At 63.1% G+C, this 18,652-nt stretch carries 10 protein-coding genes; 4 read left to right on the forward strand and 6 right to left on the reverse strand.

Features of this window, described 5'->3' with window-relative positions; translation table 11 throughout:
• The first annotated feature begins 61 nt into the window (after window positions 1-61).
• The 3 genes from ACN8M7_RS02670 to ACN8M7_RS02680 all read left to right on the forward strand — a co-directional run bounded on the left by ACN8M7_RS02670 (window position 62) and on the right by ACN8M7_RS02680 (window position 9,588).
• A complete protein-coding gene (locus ACN8M7_RS02670) occupies window positions 62-6,718 on the forward strand; it encodes an Ig-like domain-containing protein (protein WP_490259683.1) in 6,657 nt (2,218 codons plus the stop codon).
• A 53-nt stretch (window positions 6,719-6,771) separates the two neighbouring features.
• Complete coding sequence (locus ACN8M7_RS02675; RefSeq protein WP_490259684.1) at window positions 6,772-8,256, forward strand: TolC family protein; 1,485 nt, start codon at window positions 6,772-6,774, stop codon at window positions 8,254-8,256.
• Between the two features lie 603 nt (window positions 8,257-8,859).
• Window positions 8,860-9,588: a class I SAM-dependent methyltransferase gene (locus tag ACN8M7_RS02680; RefSeq protein ID WP_490259685.1), complete on the forward strand. Its 729-nt coding sequence runs from the start codon at window positions 8,860-8,862 to the stop codon at window positions 9,586-9,588.
• 121 nt (window positions 9,589-9,709) lie between these two features.
• On the opposite strand, the gene ACN8M7_RS02685 is transcribed toward ACN8M7_RS02680, so the two are convergent.
• Complete coding sequence (locus tag ACN8M7_RS02685) at window positions 9,710-11,998, reverse strand: YgiQ family radical SAM protein (RefSeq protein WP_490259686.1); 2,289 nt, start codon at window positions 11,996-11,998, stop codon at window positions 9,710-9,712.
• 273 nt (window positions 11,999-12,271) lie between these two features.
• Between ACN8M7_RS02685 and ACN8M7_RS02690 the strand changes: the two genes are divergently transcribed.
• Complete coding sequence (locus tag ACN8M7_RS02690; protein ID WP_490259687.1) at window positions 12,272-14,179, forward strand: diguanylate cyclase domain-containing protein; 1,908 nt, start codon at window positions 12,272-12,274, stop codon at window positions 14,177-14,179.
• On the opposite strand, the gene alr is transcribed toward ACN8M7_RS02690, so the two are convergent.
• From alr to rpsR, 5 genes are all read right to left on the reverse strand, one after another.
• Window positions 14,180-15,256: an alanine racemase gene (alr, locus tag ACN8M7_RS02695; RefSeq protein WP_490259688.1), complete on the reverse strand. Its 1,077-nt coding sequence runs from the start codon at window positions 15,254-15,256 to the stop codon at window positions 14,180-14,182. It lies immediately after the preceding gene.
• Between the two features lie 112 nt (window positions 15,257-15,368).
• Window positions 15,369-16,763, reverse strand: coding sequence for a replicative DNA helicase (dnaB, locus tag ACN8M7_RS02700; protein WP_061237456.1), 1,395 nt, complete (start codon window positions 16,761-16,763; stop codon window positions 15,369-15,371).
• A gap of 260 nt (window positions 16,764-17,023) precedes the next feature.
• Window positions 17,024-17,470, reverse strand: coding sequence for a 50S ribosomal protein L9 (gene rplI, locus ACN8M7_RS02705; protein WP_061237455.1), 447 nt, complete (start codon window positions 17,468-17,470; stop codon window positions 17,024-17,026).
• Window positions 17,471-17,491: 21 nt separating this feature from the next.
• Window positions 17,492-18,373 (reverse strand): YybS family protein, encoded by an 882-nt coding sequence (locus tag ACN8M7_RS02710; RefSeq protein ID WP_490259689.1) that lies wholly within the window; start codon window positions 18,371-18,373, stop codon window positions 17,492-17,494.
• Window positions 18,374-18,409: 36 nt separating this feature from the next.
• The gene (gene rpsR / locus ACN8M7_RS02715) at window positions 18,410-18,640 is read right to left on the reverse strand and encodes a 30S ribosomal protein S18 (RefSeq protein WP_003246847.1); all 231 of its coding nucleotides are present in this window, start codon (window positions 18,638-18,640) and stop codon (window positions 18,410-18,412) included.
• Between the last annotated feature and the right edge of the window lie 12 nt (window positions 18,641-18,652).

Consider the following 18,652-nt stretch of genomic DNA (forward strand, 5'->3'; position numbering starts at 1 on the left):
CCCACGTAGAGCCTCGGCAGTAGAGGAAACATGAGCGGTGAGTTCAGGGAGGAAGTCCAAAATGTTCCGCAATCTGTCGAAATTCTTGACCCGCAGCAAACCCCAGGCCGGCTCGCTGCACGCCCCCCTGGCCATCAGCCTCGAAGCCCGCATGATGTTCGACGGCGCCGTGGCCGCTACCGTCGCCGAGACCGCCGCCAGCCAGCCTACCGATACCCCGGATGCGCCCAGCACCATCGATGCCTCGCATGACACCCTGGCGGCAGCGCCAGAGAGTGCCTCGTCCGACCAGCGTCAGGATCTCGTGTTCATCGACGGCAAGGTGGCCGACAAGGAGCAACTGATCGCCTCACTACGCCCTGGAGTCGAGGTGGTGGTACTCGACGGCAGTCGCGATGGCCTGCAACAGATCGCCGACTATCTACAAGGCCGGCAAGACATCGACGCCATCCATATTTTCAGCCACGGCGAGCAGGGCCTGCTGAAACTGGGCACGAGCTCGCTGGACAACCAGAACGTCGCCAGCCGTTCGACCGAGCTGGCCGCCATCGGCGCCAGCCTCAGCAGCGACGGCGACATTCTGCTCTACGGCTGCGACATCGGCCGTAGCGAGAGTGGTGCAGCGCTGGTGGAACAACTGGCAGCGCTGACCCAGGCCGACATCGCCGCCTCCTCCGACAGAACCGGCGCTACCGCCATGGGTGGCGACTGGGATCTGGAGCGACGTAGCGGTGATATCGCCGATCACGCGGTTCTGGACATGGCGCAACTGGCGAATTACGACAATCTGCTGGCGCTGCCCTCACCCAACCAGTCGTTTAGCGATACCTACTGGAGCAACAATACCGGCAGCAACACCGTCGACGGTTTCACCATCACCGAATCAACCGGCGCGACCCGGGCCAGCTCACCCGACTCCATCTACTTCAGTACCGGCACGCAGATGGATGGCAACGGTGACTATTACTACGAACTGACTTGGACGGCAGACAACGTCGACCTGGGCACATTCGACCTAGACGGCATGGTGATCCAGAGTTTCGGCGGCAACTATCGCCTCGACTTCAGCGCCACCTCTGGCGGTGTCGCCGTCTCTGAGTCATTCACCTACAGCACTGCTCAAGGGCCACTGACCGTCGATCTGGATGCATCCAAATTCAACGACATCTCCTCCTTCACCCTGCGCGTGACCAACCTCGCTGGCGCACAATCATTCGGCAACATGGATCTGCAGCAACTGAATCTGACAGACCTGAGAGGCGCCAATAACCCTCCCACGATTGGCAACCTCAACGGCGATAGCGTCGCCTGGGCCGGTGCGGGCAATACCGTGCAGCTCGATGTGGGCAGCAATGCCAGCCTGATCGATGCCGAACTGGGCGCGCTGAATGGTGGCAATGGCAACTGGTCCGGCGCCAGCCTGGTGATCCAGCGCAACGGCACGGCGGTGGGCAGCGATGTGCTGGGATTCGACACCAGCGGCGCCCAGTTCACCGTCAGCGGCAGCAATCTGCAGTCGGGGGGCCAGACCTTCGCCACCTTCACCAACAGCAATGGTGTGCTGACCGTCAATTTCACCAGCAGCGCCACCAACGCCACCACGGCGCTGGTCAACGACGTGGCGCGGCACATCACCTACCGCAACGACACGCCGGCCGGCGACGCCACCATCAGCTTTACCCTCAATGACGGTGCCGGTGGCAGTGCCAACGCTACGACCACGGTCACCAGCGATTTCATATACGTAACCAACAACACCGACACCGCCGCCATCAACGTCAGCAATGGTGTGAGTTTCAGCGAAGCCATCGCCATTGCCGCGGCCGACAACACCGGTTCCCAGACCATCGTCTTCGATGGCTCCCTGGCCGGCCAGACGCTCAACCTCAATGTCGTGTCGATCAACGAGAGTCTGACCTTCGATCTCGACGCGGTGAGCGGCCTGACCCTCACCGGCGGCACCATCACCCTGGCCGGCGGCACTACCCAGACCTTCACCAACGGTTCGGGCGACACTGCATCCATCGTCAGCGTGGTCGCCGGCAGCGGTGCCCTGACCAAGGCGGGGGCCGGCAACCTGACCCTGGCCGGCTCTGGTAATACCTTCAGCGGTGCCACCAGCATTTCCGCCGGCACCCTGACGGTAAGCGGCGGCGATGCCATCGCCAGCACCAGCAGCGTGAACGTCTCGGCCGGAGCCACCCTGGCGCTGGCCGGCAACGAGACCGTCGGCAACCTCTCCGGCGCGGGTTCGATCAACCTCGGCAGCAGCAGCCTGACGACGAACCAGACAGCGGACACCACCTTCTCCGGCAATATCAGCGGCACCGGCGGCCTGAATCTCAACCAGATCGGATCCGCCACCTACTCGACGACCCTATCCGGTACCAACACCTACACCGGCAGTACCATGTTGCTGAACTACGGCTGGCTCAAGCTCAATGGCGATGCCTCCATGTCCGACAGCAGCGCCGTACGGGTCAACGGCAACAGCGTCCTGACCCTGCAGTCGGACCAGACCATCGGCAGCTTGGCGAGCAACAGCGCCACCGCCAGCATCCAGTTGGGCAGCTACACCCTTACCTCCGGGGGCGACAACACTTCCACCTCGGTCTCGGGCGTGGTGTCCGGCACCGGCTCGCTGGTCAAGCAGGGCAGCGGCACCCTGACCCTGTCCGGCAGCAATACCTACGGCGGCACCACCAGCGTCTCCGCCGGCACCCTGTCGATCGCCGGTGACAGCAACCTCGGCAGTGGCGCCGTCAACCTGGCGGGAGGGTCCGTGCTCGACGTCTCTGGCCCCACCACCATCGACAACGCCATCGTCCTGACCGGCAACAGCAGCATCGGCAACAGCAACGCCGTCACCCTCAGCGGAGCCATCAGCGGTGCCTATGACTTGTCGAAAACCGGCGCAGGCACCCTGACCCTGTCAGGCAACAACAGCTACGGCGCCACCTTTGTAAACGCAGGCACACTGTCGATCGCAAACGACGGCAACCTGGGATCGGGGGCGGTGAACCTGGCCGCAGGTACGACACTCGCACTAACGGGCGCCAGCATCATCGACAACGCCATCGTTCTCGGCGGTGACGCCACAGTCACTGCTGCGGCCAACGCTACGCTTTCCGGCGTGGTCAGCGGTGCCTACGCACTGACCAAGTCAGGTGCCGCGAATCTGACCCTGGATGGCAGCAACACCTACGGCGCGACGACTGTCAGTGCCGGCACCCTCAGCGTGGCCAGCGGCAGCAACCTCGGCAGCGGCACGTTGGCCCTGGGCGCGGGCTCCACTCTGGAGGTGACCGGCGCCACCACCATCGATAACGCCATTGCCCTGAGCGGCAGCGCCACGGTGAACACTGGTGCCGACACCACCCTCTCCGGGGTGATCAGCGGCAACAACAATCTGACCAAGGCCGGCTCCGCCGTGCTGACCCTGACCGGCAACAACACCTACAGCGGCAGCACCAGCGTCAGCACCAGCACTCTGAGCGTCGCCAGCGACGCCAACCTCGGCGCCGGCAGCCTCAACCTGGCCAACGGCACCACCCTGCAGATCACCGGCAATACCACCATCGACAATGCCCTGGCGCTGACCGGCCTCGTGACCGTCAACGCCGGCGCTGCGGCCACCCTGTCCGGCACCATCAGTGGCACGGGCAGTCTGACCAAGACCGGCGCCAGCAACCTGACCTTGTCGGGCAGCAACACCAACACGGGTACCACCAGCGTGTCTGCCGGCACCTTGGTCGTGGACGGCAACACCAGCAGCGCTACCATTGTGGCCAATGGCGCCACCCTGGCCGGCGGCGGCACCCTGGGTGGCGACGTTATCGTGCAGAACGGCGGCACCCTCTCCCCGGGCAACAGCGGCGCCGGCACCCTGACCGTCAGCGGCAATCTGACCCTGGATGCAGGCAGCATTCTGGCGCTGGACATCAACGGCACCACCGCCGGCACCGGCTACGACCAGGTCGTGGTCAATGGCTCCGTCGACGTTTCCGGCGCCGCCCTGGCGGTCACCCATGGCTACGCGGCCGGCAGTGGCGACAGCTACACGATGATCGTCAACGATGCTGCCGATGCCGTGACCGGCACCTTCAGCGGCGTCAGCGAGGGCGGCAAGTTCAACGCCGCCGGCAACGGCACCGAGCTGACCACCAGCTACATCGGCAGCAGCGGCAACGACCTGACCCTGACCGCCCCCATCGCCCCGACCGTCACCAGCGTCTCGTCCAGCACCGCTAACGGCACCTACAAGATCGGCGATGTCATCACCGTCACTGTGCGCTTCGACTCAGCGGTGAACGTGACCGGTACTCCGACCCTGACCCTGGAAACCGGCACCACCGACCGGGTACTCGACTATGTGTCCGGCTCGGGCACCGACACCCTGAGCTTCAGCTACACCGTGCAGGCCGGCGACAGCTCCGCCGACCTCGACTACGCCTCCACCTCGGCCCTGAACCTCAACGGCGGCAGCATTCAGGACGGCACCAGCCAGTCCGCCATCCTCACCCTGCCGACGCCTGGGGCCGCCGGTTCCCTAGGCGCCAACAAGGCCCTGGTGGTGGACGGTGTGCGCCCGGCTGCCAGCAGCATCACTCTCAGCGACACGGCGCTGCGGATCGGCGAAACCGCCACCGTCACCGTGACCTTCAACGAAGCCGTGCAGGGTCTGGACATCGGCGACTTCAGCGTGGCCAACGGCAGCCTCAGCGGCCTCAGCAGCAGCGATGGCGGCGTGACCTGGACGGGCACCTTCACTCCGAGTACCAACATCGCCGATGCCAGCAACATCATCACCCTCAACAACAGCGGTGTGATGGATCTGGCCGGCAACATCGGCAGCGGCAGCACCGATTCGGCCAACTATGCCATCGACACCCAGCGCCCAACGGCAGCCATCGTGGTGAGCGATACCGCACTGAAGGCCGGGCAGACCACCACCGTCACCATCACCTTCAGCGAGGCGGTGACCGGGCTGACCACCGCCGACTTCAGCGTGGCCAACGGCACCCTCAGCAACCTGTCCACCTCGGACAACATCACCTGGACCGCCACCCTGACGCCAGATGGCAACGTCACCGACAGCAGCAACCTGATCACCCTGGACAACACCGGCTATACCGATACTGCCGGTAACTCGGGAAGCGCTTCCACCGACTCCAACAATTACGCCATCGATACCCAGCGCCCGACGGCCACCGTCGTGGTCGCCGATACGACATTGAAGGCCGGCCAGAACACCACCGTCACCATCACCTTCAGCGAGGCGGTGACTGGGCTGACCACGACCGACTTCAGCGTGGCCAATGGTGCACTCAGCAACCTTAGCTCGGGCGATGGCGGGCTGACCTGGACGGCGACCCTGACACCGGGCGCCGACGTCACCGACGCTACCAACCTGATTACTCTGGACAACACCGGTTATGCCGATGCCGCCGGCAACACCGGCGTCGGCAGCACCGACTCCAACAACTACGCCATCGACAGCAAGGCACCAACTGTCACCTCGGTCAACGTGCCAGCCAATGGCACCTACGTGGTGGGAGACACCCTCGACTTCACGGTGAACTTCGACGAAGCGGTGACCGTCGACACCACAGGCGGTACCCCGCGCCTGGCAATCACCCTGGATACCGGCGGCACCGTTTACGCCAACTACCTCAGCGGCTCAGGCAGCTCCGCACTGGTATTCCGTCTGAGCATTGCCAATGGCCAGCAGGACAGCAACGGCATTGCCATCGGCAGCAGTCTCCAGGCCAACGGTGCGACACTGCGCGATGCCGCCGGTAACGATACCGCTACGGCTCTCAACAACATCGGCACCACCACCGCCGTACTGGTGGATGCAGCCGCACCGCAGGTGACAGGCATCGCCCTCGACGGAACATCGCCCACCACTAGCAGCACCCTCGGTTTCACCGTCACGTTCAGCGAAGACGTCAACGGCGTCGATCTGGCCGACTTCGCCCTGGCCACAACAGGCAGCGCCAGCGGTATCCTGCTCTCGCTGGTCCAGGTCGATGCACGCACTTACCGCATTACCGTCGGCGGCGTGACCGGCCAGGGCACCCTCGGTCTGTCACTCACGGCCGCCGGTAGCGGCATCGTTGATGGCATCGGTAACACCTTGCAGAGCAATTTCTCCAGTACCGGCTACACGCTGGGAGGGCTCAATACCGGCGATCCGGAGTTCCGTGCCAACCCGACACCAAGCGTACCGACCGCACCGGTTACGCCAACTCAACCGAGCATACCCAGCGCACCGCCACCCATTACCACCTCGCCACTGCTGCCACCGCCGCTGTTCGACGTGCCAACTATCGGCAGTGGCATACCTACGCTGGGCAACATCTTCATCAACAACGGCGCACTGTCGCCCAGCTACATCGCCCAGGTGTTCTCCAGCAGTGATAGCGGTGCCTCCTCTGGCGGCGCTGTCGGCTTCCTCGGCTTTGGGGGCGGCGACGGCGGGGTATTCGGCACCAGCAGTTTCTCCAGCATGTTCAGCAAGGACGTACCGCAGGAGTCAGGCGATATCCAGCTTCGCTGGGGTAATTCCACCGGCAGTGGCTTGGGCGGGGGAGAGATTCTCGGAGCAGCGACTCTGAGCCAGCAACTGCAGGAGATAGGTGAAAGCGAGCAACGCCAGATAAGAGATCTGGCCTGGGCGCTGGGAGATATTCCGTTGCAGATGCCACAAGCGTAATCGACACAACAGATAAGAATCGAATGAGTGCCGTACTAGGGGGCGGTCCAAGGATGAGCAAAGCAGCGAAATTTTTCAGTATCAGCCTACTGGCGTTAGCCGTTGGCGGTTGTGCGGTGACCAGCACACCCATCGACCGCAGCGTAAGCGAGCAACGCGCCCAGCAGGATCTGGCGATCATGTTCAAGGATCAGGAGCCACTCAGTGGCCCGCTGACCTTGCACGAAGCCATGGCTCGCGCAGTGAAGTACAACCTCGAAGCACGCCTTAAGGTCATGGAAGAAGCCATGGCCCAGCGCCAGGTCGACCTGGCCACCTTCGACATGCTGCCACGCATGGCACTGTCCGCCGGCTACGCCGGGCGCAACAACATCAGCGCCTCCAGCAGCCAGAGCATCGAAACCGGCACCCAGTCGCTGGAGCCATCCACCTCGCAAGACCGCGACCGTAGCGTCGCAGACCTGACCATGGTGTGGAACGTGCTGGACTTCGGCGTCAGCTACGTCAGCGCCAAGCAGCAAGGCGACCAGCGCCTGATCGTTCAGGAGCGCCGCCGCAAGGTGATGCATACCATCATCCAGGATGTGCGCTCGGCCTACTGGCGTGCCGTGGCGGCGGATCGTCTGCTGACTCAGATCGACAGCCTCATGGCACGCGTCGCCCAGGCCCGCGATAACAGCCAGCGCCTGAGCGAACAACGCATCGGCGATCCGATCCAGGCCCTGAGCTATCAGCGCGCGCTGATCGAGGCCACGCGCCAGCTGGAAGAGCAGCGCCGTGCCCTGTCGCTGGCCAAGACCGAGCTGGCCACCCTGATCAACCTGCCACTGGGCACTCAGGTCCAGCTGGCGCCTGACACCGGTTATCAGATGCCGGAACTCAAGGTGGAGCTGGACACGCTGGAACAGGAGGCACTGGCCAGTCGACCGGAACTGCGTGAGCAGGATTACCAGGCGCGCATCAGTGCTGCTGAAACTCGCAAGGCCATGCTGCGCCTGTTGCCGGGCCTGGAGTTCTCCGCTGGCGGTCACTACGACAGCAACAGCTTCCTGGTGAACCAGAGCTGGGCCGACTATGGCGTGAAAGTCACCTGGAACCTGTTCAACGTACTTTCCGCGCCAGCCGCCATTGATGTCGCCAAGGCCGGCCAGGAAGTCGCCGACGCCCGTCGCCAGGCCATGTCGATGGCGATTCTCGCCCAGCTTCATGTGGCAAACGCCAACTTCCGCGAGGCCCAGCGCCAGTTCCAGACCAGCCAGCAACTGGCGGGGCTGGACGGACAGATCGTCGAGCAACTGCGCAATCGCTACCAGGCACAGGGTATTGGCGAGCTGGAGCTGATCCAGGGCGAGCTGAACACGCTGCAGGCTGACCTACGCCGCGACCTGGCCTACGCCGAGTTGCGCAACAGCTATGGTCAGCTGTTCGCCAGCGTCGGTCTCGACCCGCTGCCGGAGAGCATCGCCTCCGACAGCATCGCGGACATCGCCGCCGCCCTCTCCAGCCGCGAAGCGCAGTGGCAGGCTGGCCAGCTCTAGTCCTCAGCACTCGCTATCGAGGCTGACGAGCCGGCGTTCGATCACCTCCCGCCCTTCGCGGCGGGAGGTGATCGAACGCCCCAACTCGAGCATCATGACGCTAGGTCGGTGCTGTGCAGGCGAAAGTTCAGCACCAACTTTTGCAGTGCACCCGAACGAATCTCCAGCAGACGATCACCGAAGCCCTTCGGCACCGGATTTCGGGCCTGAGCTCCGCTCCATCGCGCTGCGAGCTGTGGACCTTGAGGCTCAGGCCTGCGGTCAAGCTGCCAGGCGCCTGCCGGACCCTAGATAACCTCACCCGATTCGGCCTTGATCAGCTGCGTTTGCGGCTGCTTCTGCAAGTCGAGATTGCAGCACTTGATTCTCACCGTATGCAGCCAGCAACAGGGACCAGATAGGGACAGGGGGCAACAGCAACATGCATGACGTGAATCCGCTGCCGTTCATATTCTGCAACCATGGCTCCAGAAAAGGATAAGCAAGCCCCGCGGCGCATCACACCCAGCACCATCAGCCCCGGCAAGGTGCTTGCAGCCCTGATCGGGAAGCAACAGACTACGGACCGCCACACCCTCCCTCGTCGCCAAAGGACAGGCTGCCATGCATACCCTCGAACGCATCTATCCCCTGAAGATGGATGAACGCCTGGCCGCCGACCAGGCCACTCTCGACCTGCACCTGCAGCGTTATGCATTCGCCAGCGACTCGCTGCAAGGCTCACGCGTGCTGGATATGGCCTGTGGCTGCGGTTACGGCAGTGCGTTGCTGGCCGAGCGACATCCGGACAAGCAGATCGTCGGTATCGACATCGACCCCGATGCCATCGCCTATGCCCAGGCCAACTACCAGCGACCGAATCTGCGCTATCTGTGTGCCAATGCCGAAACCTTCGCCGACAGCGAAGGCTTCGACAGCATCGTCAGCCTGGAGACCATCGAGCATCTGCCAGACCCGGTGCGCCTGGTGGAAAACCTCGCACGACTGCTGGCCCACGGCGGCAGCATCATTGCCTCGGTGCCGACAACCCCCACGCTCGACGGCAATCCGCACCATCTCCATGACTTCAGCCCGGCGAGCTTCGCGCGCCTGTTCCGCCGTCACGACCTGCGCGCGCAGGAGCGCTTCGAGCAGATCCAGCGTTGGGAGTTTTCCGGGTTGTTCAAGAAACCCGAGAAAAAGGAGGCCCGCCAGCATCGCTCGGAAGGCGTCGGCAATGCCGTGCTGGCGTATTACCGCAGCCATCCGCTGTACCTATTCAGGCGCTTGTGGTCGATCCTGCGCTATGGCCCCAGCAACCGTTATCTGACCTGCCGGTTCAGCGCAAACTGAAACGAGCCGCACGTCACGACGGCAATGGCGAGCTGAAGCTCTCCCTCTGCCAGGCCCCGATCTGGGCTTCTGCAACAAAAACGCCAGCTCAATGCTGGCGTTTTTGTTCGGCGTCGATGATTCAGCGCGGCACTGCGGGCTTCTTCGACGGCTTCTTGCCCTTGCCTTTACCCGCACCTGCACGCTCGCGCGCAGCCTGCTGATTACGCGCCTCGGCTGCTGCCTTGGCCTGCTCGCGCTTGTCCCAGGGTTTGCTGCCGTCGCTGGCGCGAGGCGGCAAGCCGGTGTGCTGAGTCAGGATCTTGCCGACTTTCTTGCTGCCGGCAGGCGTCGAGTTCTTGCGCCGCGCGCTCTGGTACTCATCGGTCTGCGGCTGATAGGTGGGGATCAGCTGATGCTTGCCGTTGCCGATCAGATCGCCGCGCCCCATGCGCTCCAGGGCTTCGCGCAGCAGCGGCCAGCCCTTGGGATCGTGGTAACGCAGGAAGGCCTTGTGCAGGCGACGCTGCTGCTCGCTCTTGACGATCTCGACACCATCGCTCTTGTAGGTGACCTTGCGCAGCGGGTTCTTGCCCGAGTGGTACATGGCCGTGGCCGTGGCCATCGGCGACGGGTAGAAGGCCTGCACCTGGTCGGCGCGGAAGCCGTTGCGCTTGAGCCACAGGGCGAGGTTCATCATGTCCTCGTCGGTGGTGCCGGGGTGCGCGGCGATGAAGTACGGGATCAGGTACTGCTCCTTGCCCGCTTCCTTCGAGAACTTCTCGAACATCTGCTTGAAGCGGTCGTAGCTGCCGATCCCCGGCTTCATCATCTTGTCCAGCGGGCCGCGTTCGGTGTGCTCCGGGGCAATCTTCAGGTAGCCGCCGACGTGGTGGGTGACCAGCTCCTTGACGTACTCCGGCGACTCGACGGCCAGGTCGTAGCGCAGACCGGAGGCGATCAGGATCTTCTTGACGCCCGGCAGCGCACGCGCCTTGCGGTACAGCTCGATCAGCGACGAGTGGTCGGTGTTGAGGTTCTCGCAGATGCCAGGGAACACGCACGACGGTTTGCGGCAGTGCTTCTCGATCTCCGGGTCCTTGCAGGCGATGCGGTACATGTTGGCAGTCGGCCCGCCAAGGTCGGAGACCACACCGGTGAAGCCCGGTACCTTGTCACGCATCTCCTCGATCTCGCGGATGATCGACTCGTGCGAACGGTTCTGGATAATGCGGCCTTCGTGCTCAGTGATCGAGCAGAAGGTGCAGCCACCGAAGCAGCCACGCATGATGTTCACCGAAAAGCGGATCATCTCGTAGGCCGGGATCTTCTCCTTGCCATAGGCCGGGTGCGGCACACGCGCATAGGGCATGCCGAACACGTAGTCCATTTCCTCGGTGGTCATGGGAATGGGTGGCGGGTTGAACCACACGTCCACTTCGCCATGCCTCTGCACCAGCGCACGGGCGTTGCCCGGGTTGGTCTCCAGGTGCAGCACACGGTTGGCGTGGGCGTAGAGCACCGGGTCGTTGCGTACCTTCTCGAACGACGGCAGGCGAATCACCGTCTTGTCGCGGGTCATGCGCGGGCTTTCGAGAATCTGCACGACCTTGGCTTCGTTCGGGTCTTCGACCTCGCCTTTGCCCTGCTCGATGGCGCAGGCTTCGGTGTCCTGGGTGTTCACATAAGGGTTGATGATCTTGTCGACGCGGCCGGGGCGGTCGATGCGCGTAGAGTCGACCTCGAACCAGCCCGCCGGCGTGTCGCGACGAATGAACGCGGTGCCGCGCACATCGGTGATGGCGTCGACCTGCTCACCGCGCGACAGGCGCTGGGCGATCTCGACCACGGCGCGCTCGGCGTTGCCGTAGAGCAGGATGTCGGCGGTGGCATCCATCAGGATCGAGCGACGCACCTTGTCCTGCCAGTAATCGTAGTGGGCGATGCGGCGCAAGGAGGCCTCGATGCCGCCCAGCACCACGGGCACATGGCTGAAGGCTTCCTTGCAGCGCTGGCTGTACACCAGGCTGGCGCGATCAGGACGCTTGCCGGCCAGGCCACCGGGGGTGTAGGCATCGTCGCTGCGGATCTTCTTGTCCGCGGTGTAGCGGTTGATCATCGAGTCCATGTTGCCCGCCGCAACGCCGAAGAACAGGTTCGGCTCGCCGAGCTTCATGAAGTCGTCTTTGCTGCGCCAGTCCGGCTGGGCAATGATGCCGACGCGAAAGCCCTGAGCCTCGAGCAGACGGCCAATGATGGCCATGCCGAACGAAGGATGATCGACGTAGGCATCACCGGTGACGATGATGATGTCGCAGCTGTCCCAGCCGAGCAGATCCATCTCTTCCCGGCTCATCGGCAGGAAGGGTGCGGGCCCGAAACACTCGGCCCAGTACTTGGGATAGTCGAACAGCGGCTTGGCGGCTTGCATATTTTTTGATCAGCGGGCTATTACGAGGGGCGCGGATCATAGCACAAATTTTGACCAAACCAGACCAATACGCTGGGTTTTATGGTGTCCGTAAGCGCATTGACAGGCGCTCAAACCTGGCCAATCCAAGCCCCGGGCCGTCAGCTTCGATAATCAAAGCGCGCAAGAATTGGCCAACTCATATGGCAGCAGCCTTACCACCATATTTGTTTTCGCCCGATAACAATCCTGTGCATATACTCAACTATTCGGCCAGCCGTCTTCAGGACACCTATGCAGCAGCGCTTCGCCCTCCTCCTTGTTCTTCTGCTGGGACTGTCGAGCACGGGCCAGGCGATGCCATCCGTGATGCTCACCGACGCCAGCAGCGGCATGCCGCTCAACGCATATATCGAGCTGCTGGAAGATACTCAGGGCGACCTGTCCATCGATGATCTTGCCGCCGCCGAGCAACAGGCTCGCTTTCAACCCGCCAACGGCCGCGCCAGCGTCGGCCAGAGCCGCAACCCCTGGTGGATCAAACTCACCCTGCAGCGTGACATGCGTGCACCAGCACGCTGGGTGCTGGAAGTAGGCTCGGTCACCCAGCTCGACCTGCAGCTCTACCTGCCTGACGGCCACGACGGCTGGCAGTTGCGCCAGTCCGGCGAGCGAGTCCCCTACACCGAGAGTCGCGACCACCCGTACCGACGCATGGTGTTCGACCTGCCGACCCTGAGTGACCAGCCAACGACCTTCTACCTGCGCGCCCTTGACCCCGCCGGCAACTCGTTCCCACTGCGCATCTGGCAACTCGACGATCTCACGCAGCTGGCAGCCCGCGAGAACCTGGCCCTGGGCGTCATCTATGGCGTGGTTTTCGCGCTGCTGCTGTACAACCTGTTCATCCTCATCTCGCTGCGTGACAGGGCGTATTTCTGGTACGTCTTGACCACCGCCTTCGCCCTGCTGTTCATCATGAGCATGACCGGCCACGGCGCGCAGTACCTGTGGCCGAACCATGCGGTGCCCGCCTGGCTGGACCGCATCACCCTGCCGTCGCTATGGGGCCTGTTCGCCAGCCGCTTCACCCAGACGCTATTACAAACACGCATCTATGTGCGCTGGGCGCACCACCTGTTGAACATGGCCTGCGTGATCTACCTGATCGCCATCGTCCTGAATCTGTTCGACCAACGCCTGCTCGCCGCCTGGGCCATTGCCCTGCTGTCGCTGACCAGCATACCTGCCGCCCTGGGCAGCGCCGCGATCCGTTGGCGACAGGGCTTCTTCCCCGCGCAGCTGTATCTGTACGGCTATGGATTGGTCCTGGGCAGCGTCGCCATCCTGCTGCTGCGTACCACCGGCGTACTGCAGCCAGCCGAGTGGAATGCCTATGTTTTCCCACTGGCCGTGGCGGCCGAGTCCATCCTGTTCTCCTTTGCCCTGGCCTACCGCATTCAGATCCTCAAGCAGGAGCGCGCCGTGGCCCTGCAACAGGCAGATCGCGAGAAAACCGCGCGCCTGGCGCAACTGCAGGCCAGCGCTGACGAGCTGCAGGCGGCGGTGACCGCCCGCACCGCCGAACTGGCGGCGACCAACGAACAACTGCGCGAGCGTGAGCGCGAGCTGCAGCATGCGGCCTTCCACGACCCACTGACGGAGTTGCCCAACCGGCGTTATCTGGTCGAGCGCTGCGAGTCGGCGCTGGCACATGCCGAACGGCACGACGAAAGCGTGGCATTGCTGTTGATCGACCTGGATCACTTCAAGCCGATCAACGACCGCTTCGGTCATACCGCCGGCGACCTGATGCTGCAGGTCATCGCCAAACGCCTGCGTGAGCACGTGCGCGCCGGTGATGCGGTCGCGCGCCTGGGTGGCGATGAGTTCGCCGCACTGATCTGCGGCAGCGATGCCGAAAGCCAGGCCCGGGAAATCGCCGAGCGTTTGCTGGCAGAACTGTCGGAGGCGGTGCACTACGGCGCCGAGCGTCTGCGCGTGACCATCAGCATCGGCGTGGCGCTCTATCCTCGCCACGCGAAGAACTTCACCAGCCTGTACAAGATCGCCGACCAGGCGCTGTATCGCGCCAAGGAACAAGGCCGTTGCGGGGCACGCGTGCATGGCGACGACGGTGAACTGAGCGAGCAGGCGTGCCTGCAACTGGATGTGCTGAAAGTCCCCAGCGGCCTGGCCTGATCAGCCGATATAGCGTCGCGGCACTCGCGCCGTGACCTTGGTCAGCAGCTCGTAGCCGATGCTGCCGCACGCCGTGGCCACTTCATCCACCGGCAATTGGCTGCCCCACAGCTCCACTGGCGAGTCGACGTCGGCCTCGGGCAGGTCGGTAATGTCCACCGCCAGCATGTCCATCGACACCCTTCCCGCCAGCCTGGCGCGCTGCCCCTCGACCAGCACCGGCGTACCGCTCGGTGCGTGACGTGGGTAGCCGTCGGCATAACCGCAGCTGACCGTGGCAATGCGCGAGGGCCGCTCGGCGACCCAGGCCGCGCCATAACCGACGCTCTCACCGACAGCCACCTCACGCACCGCGATCACCCGTGCAGCCAGGGTCATGGCCGGTTTCAGCCCCAACTCGCGCGCACTCAACTCAGCGAAGGGCGTGGCGCCGTAGAGCATGATGCCGGGGCGCAGCCAGTCCATATGCGCTGCGGGAATGGTCAACACCGCCGCCGAGTTGGCCAGCGAGCGATGATTGAAGTCCAGATCCAGCACGTCGAGAAAGCGCTCCACCTGCTGCTCGGTAAGCGGATGGCCACGCTCGTCGGCACAGGCGAAATGACTGAGCAGATTCAGCTCGGCAACCTGAGCGGCGTCCTCCAGCCGCGCATGCCACTGGCGCAGACTGGCGGCGTCGAAACCGAGGCGATGCATGCCGGAGTCCAGCTTCAGCCAGACGTTGAGTGGACGCGCCAGCTCAGCAGCGAGCAGGGCCTCGGCCTGCGCCGCGCTCTGCAGCACCAGATCCAGCCCCAGCTGCGCGGCGATGCCATATTCGCTGGCTTCGAAGCAGCCCTCCAGCAGCAGGATACGTGCCTCGCCGTGCATGGCGCGCACTTCGGCCGCCTCCTCCAGACAGGCCACGGCGAAGCCATCGGCGGCCTCGTGTAGCGCCGTCACCACTTCGCGCACGCCATGCCCGTAAGCATTGGCCTTGACCACCGCAAAGGCCTGGCGCCCCGGCGCGCAGCGCTTGGCGACAGCGTAATTATGGGCAATGGCGGAAAGATCGACGATAGCGGCAAGCGGGCGCATGACAGAGGCCTGAACGAAAAACGGGCGCCCATCTTAACCGCTGGACGCCCGCTTTCATTGATCTGTGCCACCGCCTCGTTGCCGAGAAAAACCCGGCGAGCGCGGATACGAACTACTCGTCGTCGAACTGGTAGCTACCCGGCGCCAGGTTCTCGAAACGCGAGTACTTGCCGAGGAAGGCAAGGCGCGCAGTACCCAGCGGACCGTTACGCTGCTTGCCGATGATGATCTCGGCCACGCCCTTGTACTCGGTCTCCGGGTGGTACACCTCATCGCGGTACACGAACAGGATGATGTCGGCGTCCTGCTCGATCGCACCGGATTCACGCAAGTCGGAGTTGATCGGGCGCTTGTTGGGGCGCTGCTCCAGGCCACGGTTGAGCTGCGACAGGGCGATCACCGGGCAGTTGAACTCCTTGGCCAGGCCCTTCAGCGAGCGCGAGATTTCGGAAATCTCGTTGACCCGGCTGTCGCCGCTGGAACCCGGGATCTGCATGAGCTGCAGGTAGTCGACCATGATCAGGCCGATCTCGCCGTGCTCGCGGGCCAGTCGCCGCGTACGCGCGCGCATCTCGCTGGGGGAAATACCGGCGGTATCGTCGATGAACAGCTTGCGGTCATTGAGCAGGTTGACCGCGCTGGTCAATCGCGGCCAGTCGTCATCATCGAGCTGACCGGCACGTACCTTGGTCTGGTCGATGCGCCCCAGCGAGGCGAGCATACGAATGACGATGGACTCCGAGGGCATCTCCAGCGAGTAGACGAGAATCGACTTGTCGCTGCGCATCAGCGCGTTCTCCACCAGGTTCATGGCGAAGGTGGTCTTACCCATCGACGGACGACCGGCGACGATGATCATGTCGGCCGGCTGCAAGCCGCTGGTGAGTCCGTCGAGATCGTCGAAACCGGTCGACAGGCCGGTGATCGCATCACCGTTGTTGAACAGCGTATCGATACGGTCGATGGCCTTGACCAGAATGTCGTTGATCCCCACCGGACCGCCGGTCTTGGGGCGGTCTTCGGCAATCTGGAAGATCAGGCGTTCGGCTTCGTCGAGAATTTCCTCGCCCGTGCGGCCCTCGGGGGCATACGCGCTGTCGGCGATCTCGTTACTGATGCTGATCAGTTTGCGCAGGGTGGCGCGCTCACGAATGATCTGCGCATAGGCCTTGATGTTGGCAACCGACGGCGTGTTCTTGGCCAGCTCGGCGAGATACGCCAGGCCGCCGACCTGCGACAGCTGCCCTTCCTTGTCCAACTGCTCGGACAGGGTCACCACGTCGAAGGGCTCGTTACGCTCGGCCAGCTTGAAGATGGCGCGGAAGATCAGCCGATGATCATGGCGGTAGAAATCGACATCCGACACACCATCGAGCACGCGCTCCCACGCATTGTTGTCCAGCATCAGGCCGCCGAGCACCGACTGTTCCGCCTCGATGGAGTGCGGAGGCACTTTCAGGGCTGCGGTCTGCAGGTCGTACTGTTCGGGAATGCTGATGTCGTTCATAGGCTCGGGAAGACAGTGCTGCGATAGAAAAACAAAGGGCACGGATCGCCGAAACGATGCCGTGCCCGATTGTCAGCAGACCAGCACCTGAGTGCAAGCCCGCTTGGCGGCTACTAACTAGAGTCTGTTCATGATCTCGCGAGCTAGAGCCCTGCAAGGCGAGAGCTGGTGAGGAAGCGCAGTTTACAAGCAGTAAATGAGCATTCCGAACCAGCTTTCAACGCAGCACGGCGGACGCGCGGCAGATCATGGGCGGGCTCTTAGGCGGCGACCACAATTACCTTGACGGTAGCTTCGACGTCGGTGTGCAGGTGCACAGCTACGTCGTATTCGCCGACCAGACGGATAGTACCGTTGGGCAGACGAACTTCGGCCTTGGCCACTTCAACGCCAGAGGCGGTCAGGGCGTCAGCGATGTCGTGGGTACCGATCGAACCGAACAGCTTGCCTTCATCGCCAGCGGTGGCGGTGATGGTGACTTCCAGCTCAGCCAGTTGAGCAGCGCGAGTTTCAGCGGAAGCTTTCTTCTCGGCAGCCAGTTTTTCCAGCTCGGCGCGACGGGCTTCGAACGCAGCTACGTTTTCAGCGGTAGCAGCGGTGGCCTTGCCTTGCGGCAGCAGGAAGTTACGGCCGTAACCGGCTTTAACGTTCACTTTGTCGCCCAGGTTGCCCAGATTGGCGATTTTTTCCAGCAGGATGACTTCCATTTGGGTCTTACCTCTTAACTTTTAACCTTCACCGTCCGCGGAGCCACTCTTGCGAGCGAGGCGACCGCGAAAATCAAACAGACTGTCGAAAACGACTAACAAACAGATCAGGTTCCCGGCCATCAGCAACGCCACATACAACCCTATCGACCAAAAGCTCGACAGCTGCTTCATCGCTATCAGGCCGTGCCCCAACGCCAGACCAGCCAGCATCAGCGGCAACATGCAGATCAGGGTAACAGCCCACCCTGCATCGCCGAGCAATGACGGCGCCAAAAACACACCTGCGATCAATGCAAGTGCAAACGGCACCGGTAGGCGGATCTGGCGGAACTCCTCACCAAAACCACCCGGGTTGTATAACAACGCCTGCCAGTAACGCGCCAAGGTCAGACTCAGGACACTCATCGTCAACAACGAGAACGTCATGAAGCCGCCCAGAAGCGGTACCAGCGATGCCTGCTGCATGCTCTGAAGCTGCTCGCTGCTGGGCCCTCCGGCGGATTGCGCGGGCAGTTCAGCAAAGGCCTGTCGAAACGCTTCGGCGATTGCCTCAAGGTTTTCAACCATTGCCACACTGACCACCAGCGCAAACACCACGCCAACTGGCACCAACGCCATCAGAACTCGGCTCCAGGAAGCACTGCTACGCAGCACCTGCGCCAATGCCAGCGTACCCAGCATTACCATCAACACACTCGGATCACCGAGATAGCAGAGGTAAGCGGCGGGCAGCATGGCCCAGATGACGATACCGAGCGCATCACTCAAGCCTCTGCGCAGTAGCACCAAGGCACCTGCAGCAGCGCTTAACCAGGCAAACAACGGCACAATGGCCGAACCCACCACCACGAGGGTGGCTTGCATACGGCCGCGCATGATGTATTCAGCCAGGGCACGCATGCGATCTATTCCTTAACGCTTGTCGACTATCCGATCTCAGCGGCCGTGGCTGTCGGTGTAGGGCAGCAGGGCCAGGAAGCGGGCGCGCTTGATAGCGGTGGCCAGCTGACGCTGATAACGAGCCTTGGTACCGGTGATACGGCTAGGAACGATCTTGCCGGTTTCCGAGATGTAGGCTTTCAGGGTGTTGAGATCTTTGAAATCGATCTCTTTCACGTCTTCAGCGGTGAAGCGGCAGAATTTACGACGACGGAAGAAACGTGCCATGTGATTGGCTCC

Origin of the sequence: Pseudomonas spartinae (assembly GCF_965197125.1) — a bacterium.
GTDB classification, from domain to species: domain Bacteria; phylum Pseudomonadota; class Gammaproteobacteria; order Pseudomonadales; family Pseudomonadaceae; genus Aquipseudomonas; species Aquipseudomonas composti_A.

What these genes read in the sequence shown, in the direction of transcription:
- ACN8M7_RS02670 (WP_490259683.1), top strand. Translation starts at nt 62, where the DNA reads ATGTTCCGCAATCTGTCGAAATTCTTGACCCGCAGCAAACCCCAGGCC.
- ACN8M7_RS02675 (WP_490259684.1), top strand. Translation starts at nt 6,772, where the DNA reads ATGAGCAAAGCAGCGAAATTTTTCAGTATCAGCCTACTGGCGTTAGCC.
- ACN8M7_RS02680 (WP_490259685.1), top strand. Translation starts at nt 8,860, where the DNA reads ATGCATACCCTCGAACGCATCTATCCCCTGAAGATGGATGAACGCCTG.
- ACN8M7_RS02685 (WP_490259686.1), bottom strand. Translation starts at nt 11,998, where the DNA reads ATGCAAGCCGCCAAGCCGCTGTTCGACTATCCCAAGTACTGGGCCGAG.
- ACN8M7_RS02690 (WP_490259687.1), top strand. Translation starts at nt 12,272, where the DNA reads ATGCAGCAGCGCTTCGCCCTCCTCCTTGTTCTTCTGCTGGGACTGTCG.
- alr (WP_490259688.1), bottom strand. Translation starts at nt 15,256, where the DNA reads ATGCGCCCGCTTGCCGCTATCGTCGATCTTTCCGCCATTGCCCATAAT.
- dnaB (WP_061237456.1), bottom strand. Translation starts at nt 16,763, where the DNA reads ATGAACGACATCAGCATTCCCGAACAGTACGACCTGCAGACCGCAGCC.
- rplI (WP_061237455.1), bottom strand. Translation starts at nt 17,470, where the DNA reads ATGGAAGTCATCCTGCTGGAAAAAATCGCCAATCTGGGCAACCTGGGC.
- ACN8M7_RS02710 (WP_490259689.1), bottom strand. Translation starts at nt 18,373, where the DNA reads ATGCGTGCCCTGGCTGAATACATCATGCGCGGCCGTATGCAAGCCACC.
- rpsR (WP_003246847.1), bottom strand. Translation starts at nt 18,640, where the DNA reads ATGGCACGTTTCTTCCGTCGTCGTAAATTCTGCCGCTTCACCGCTGAA.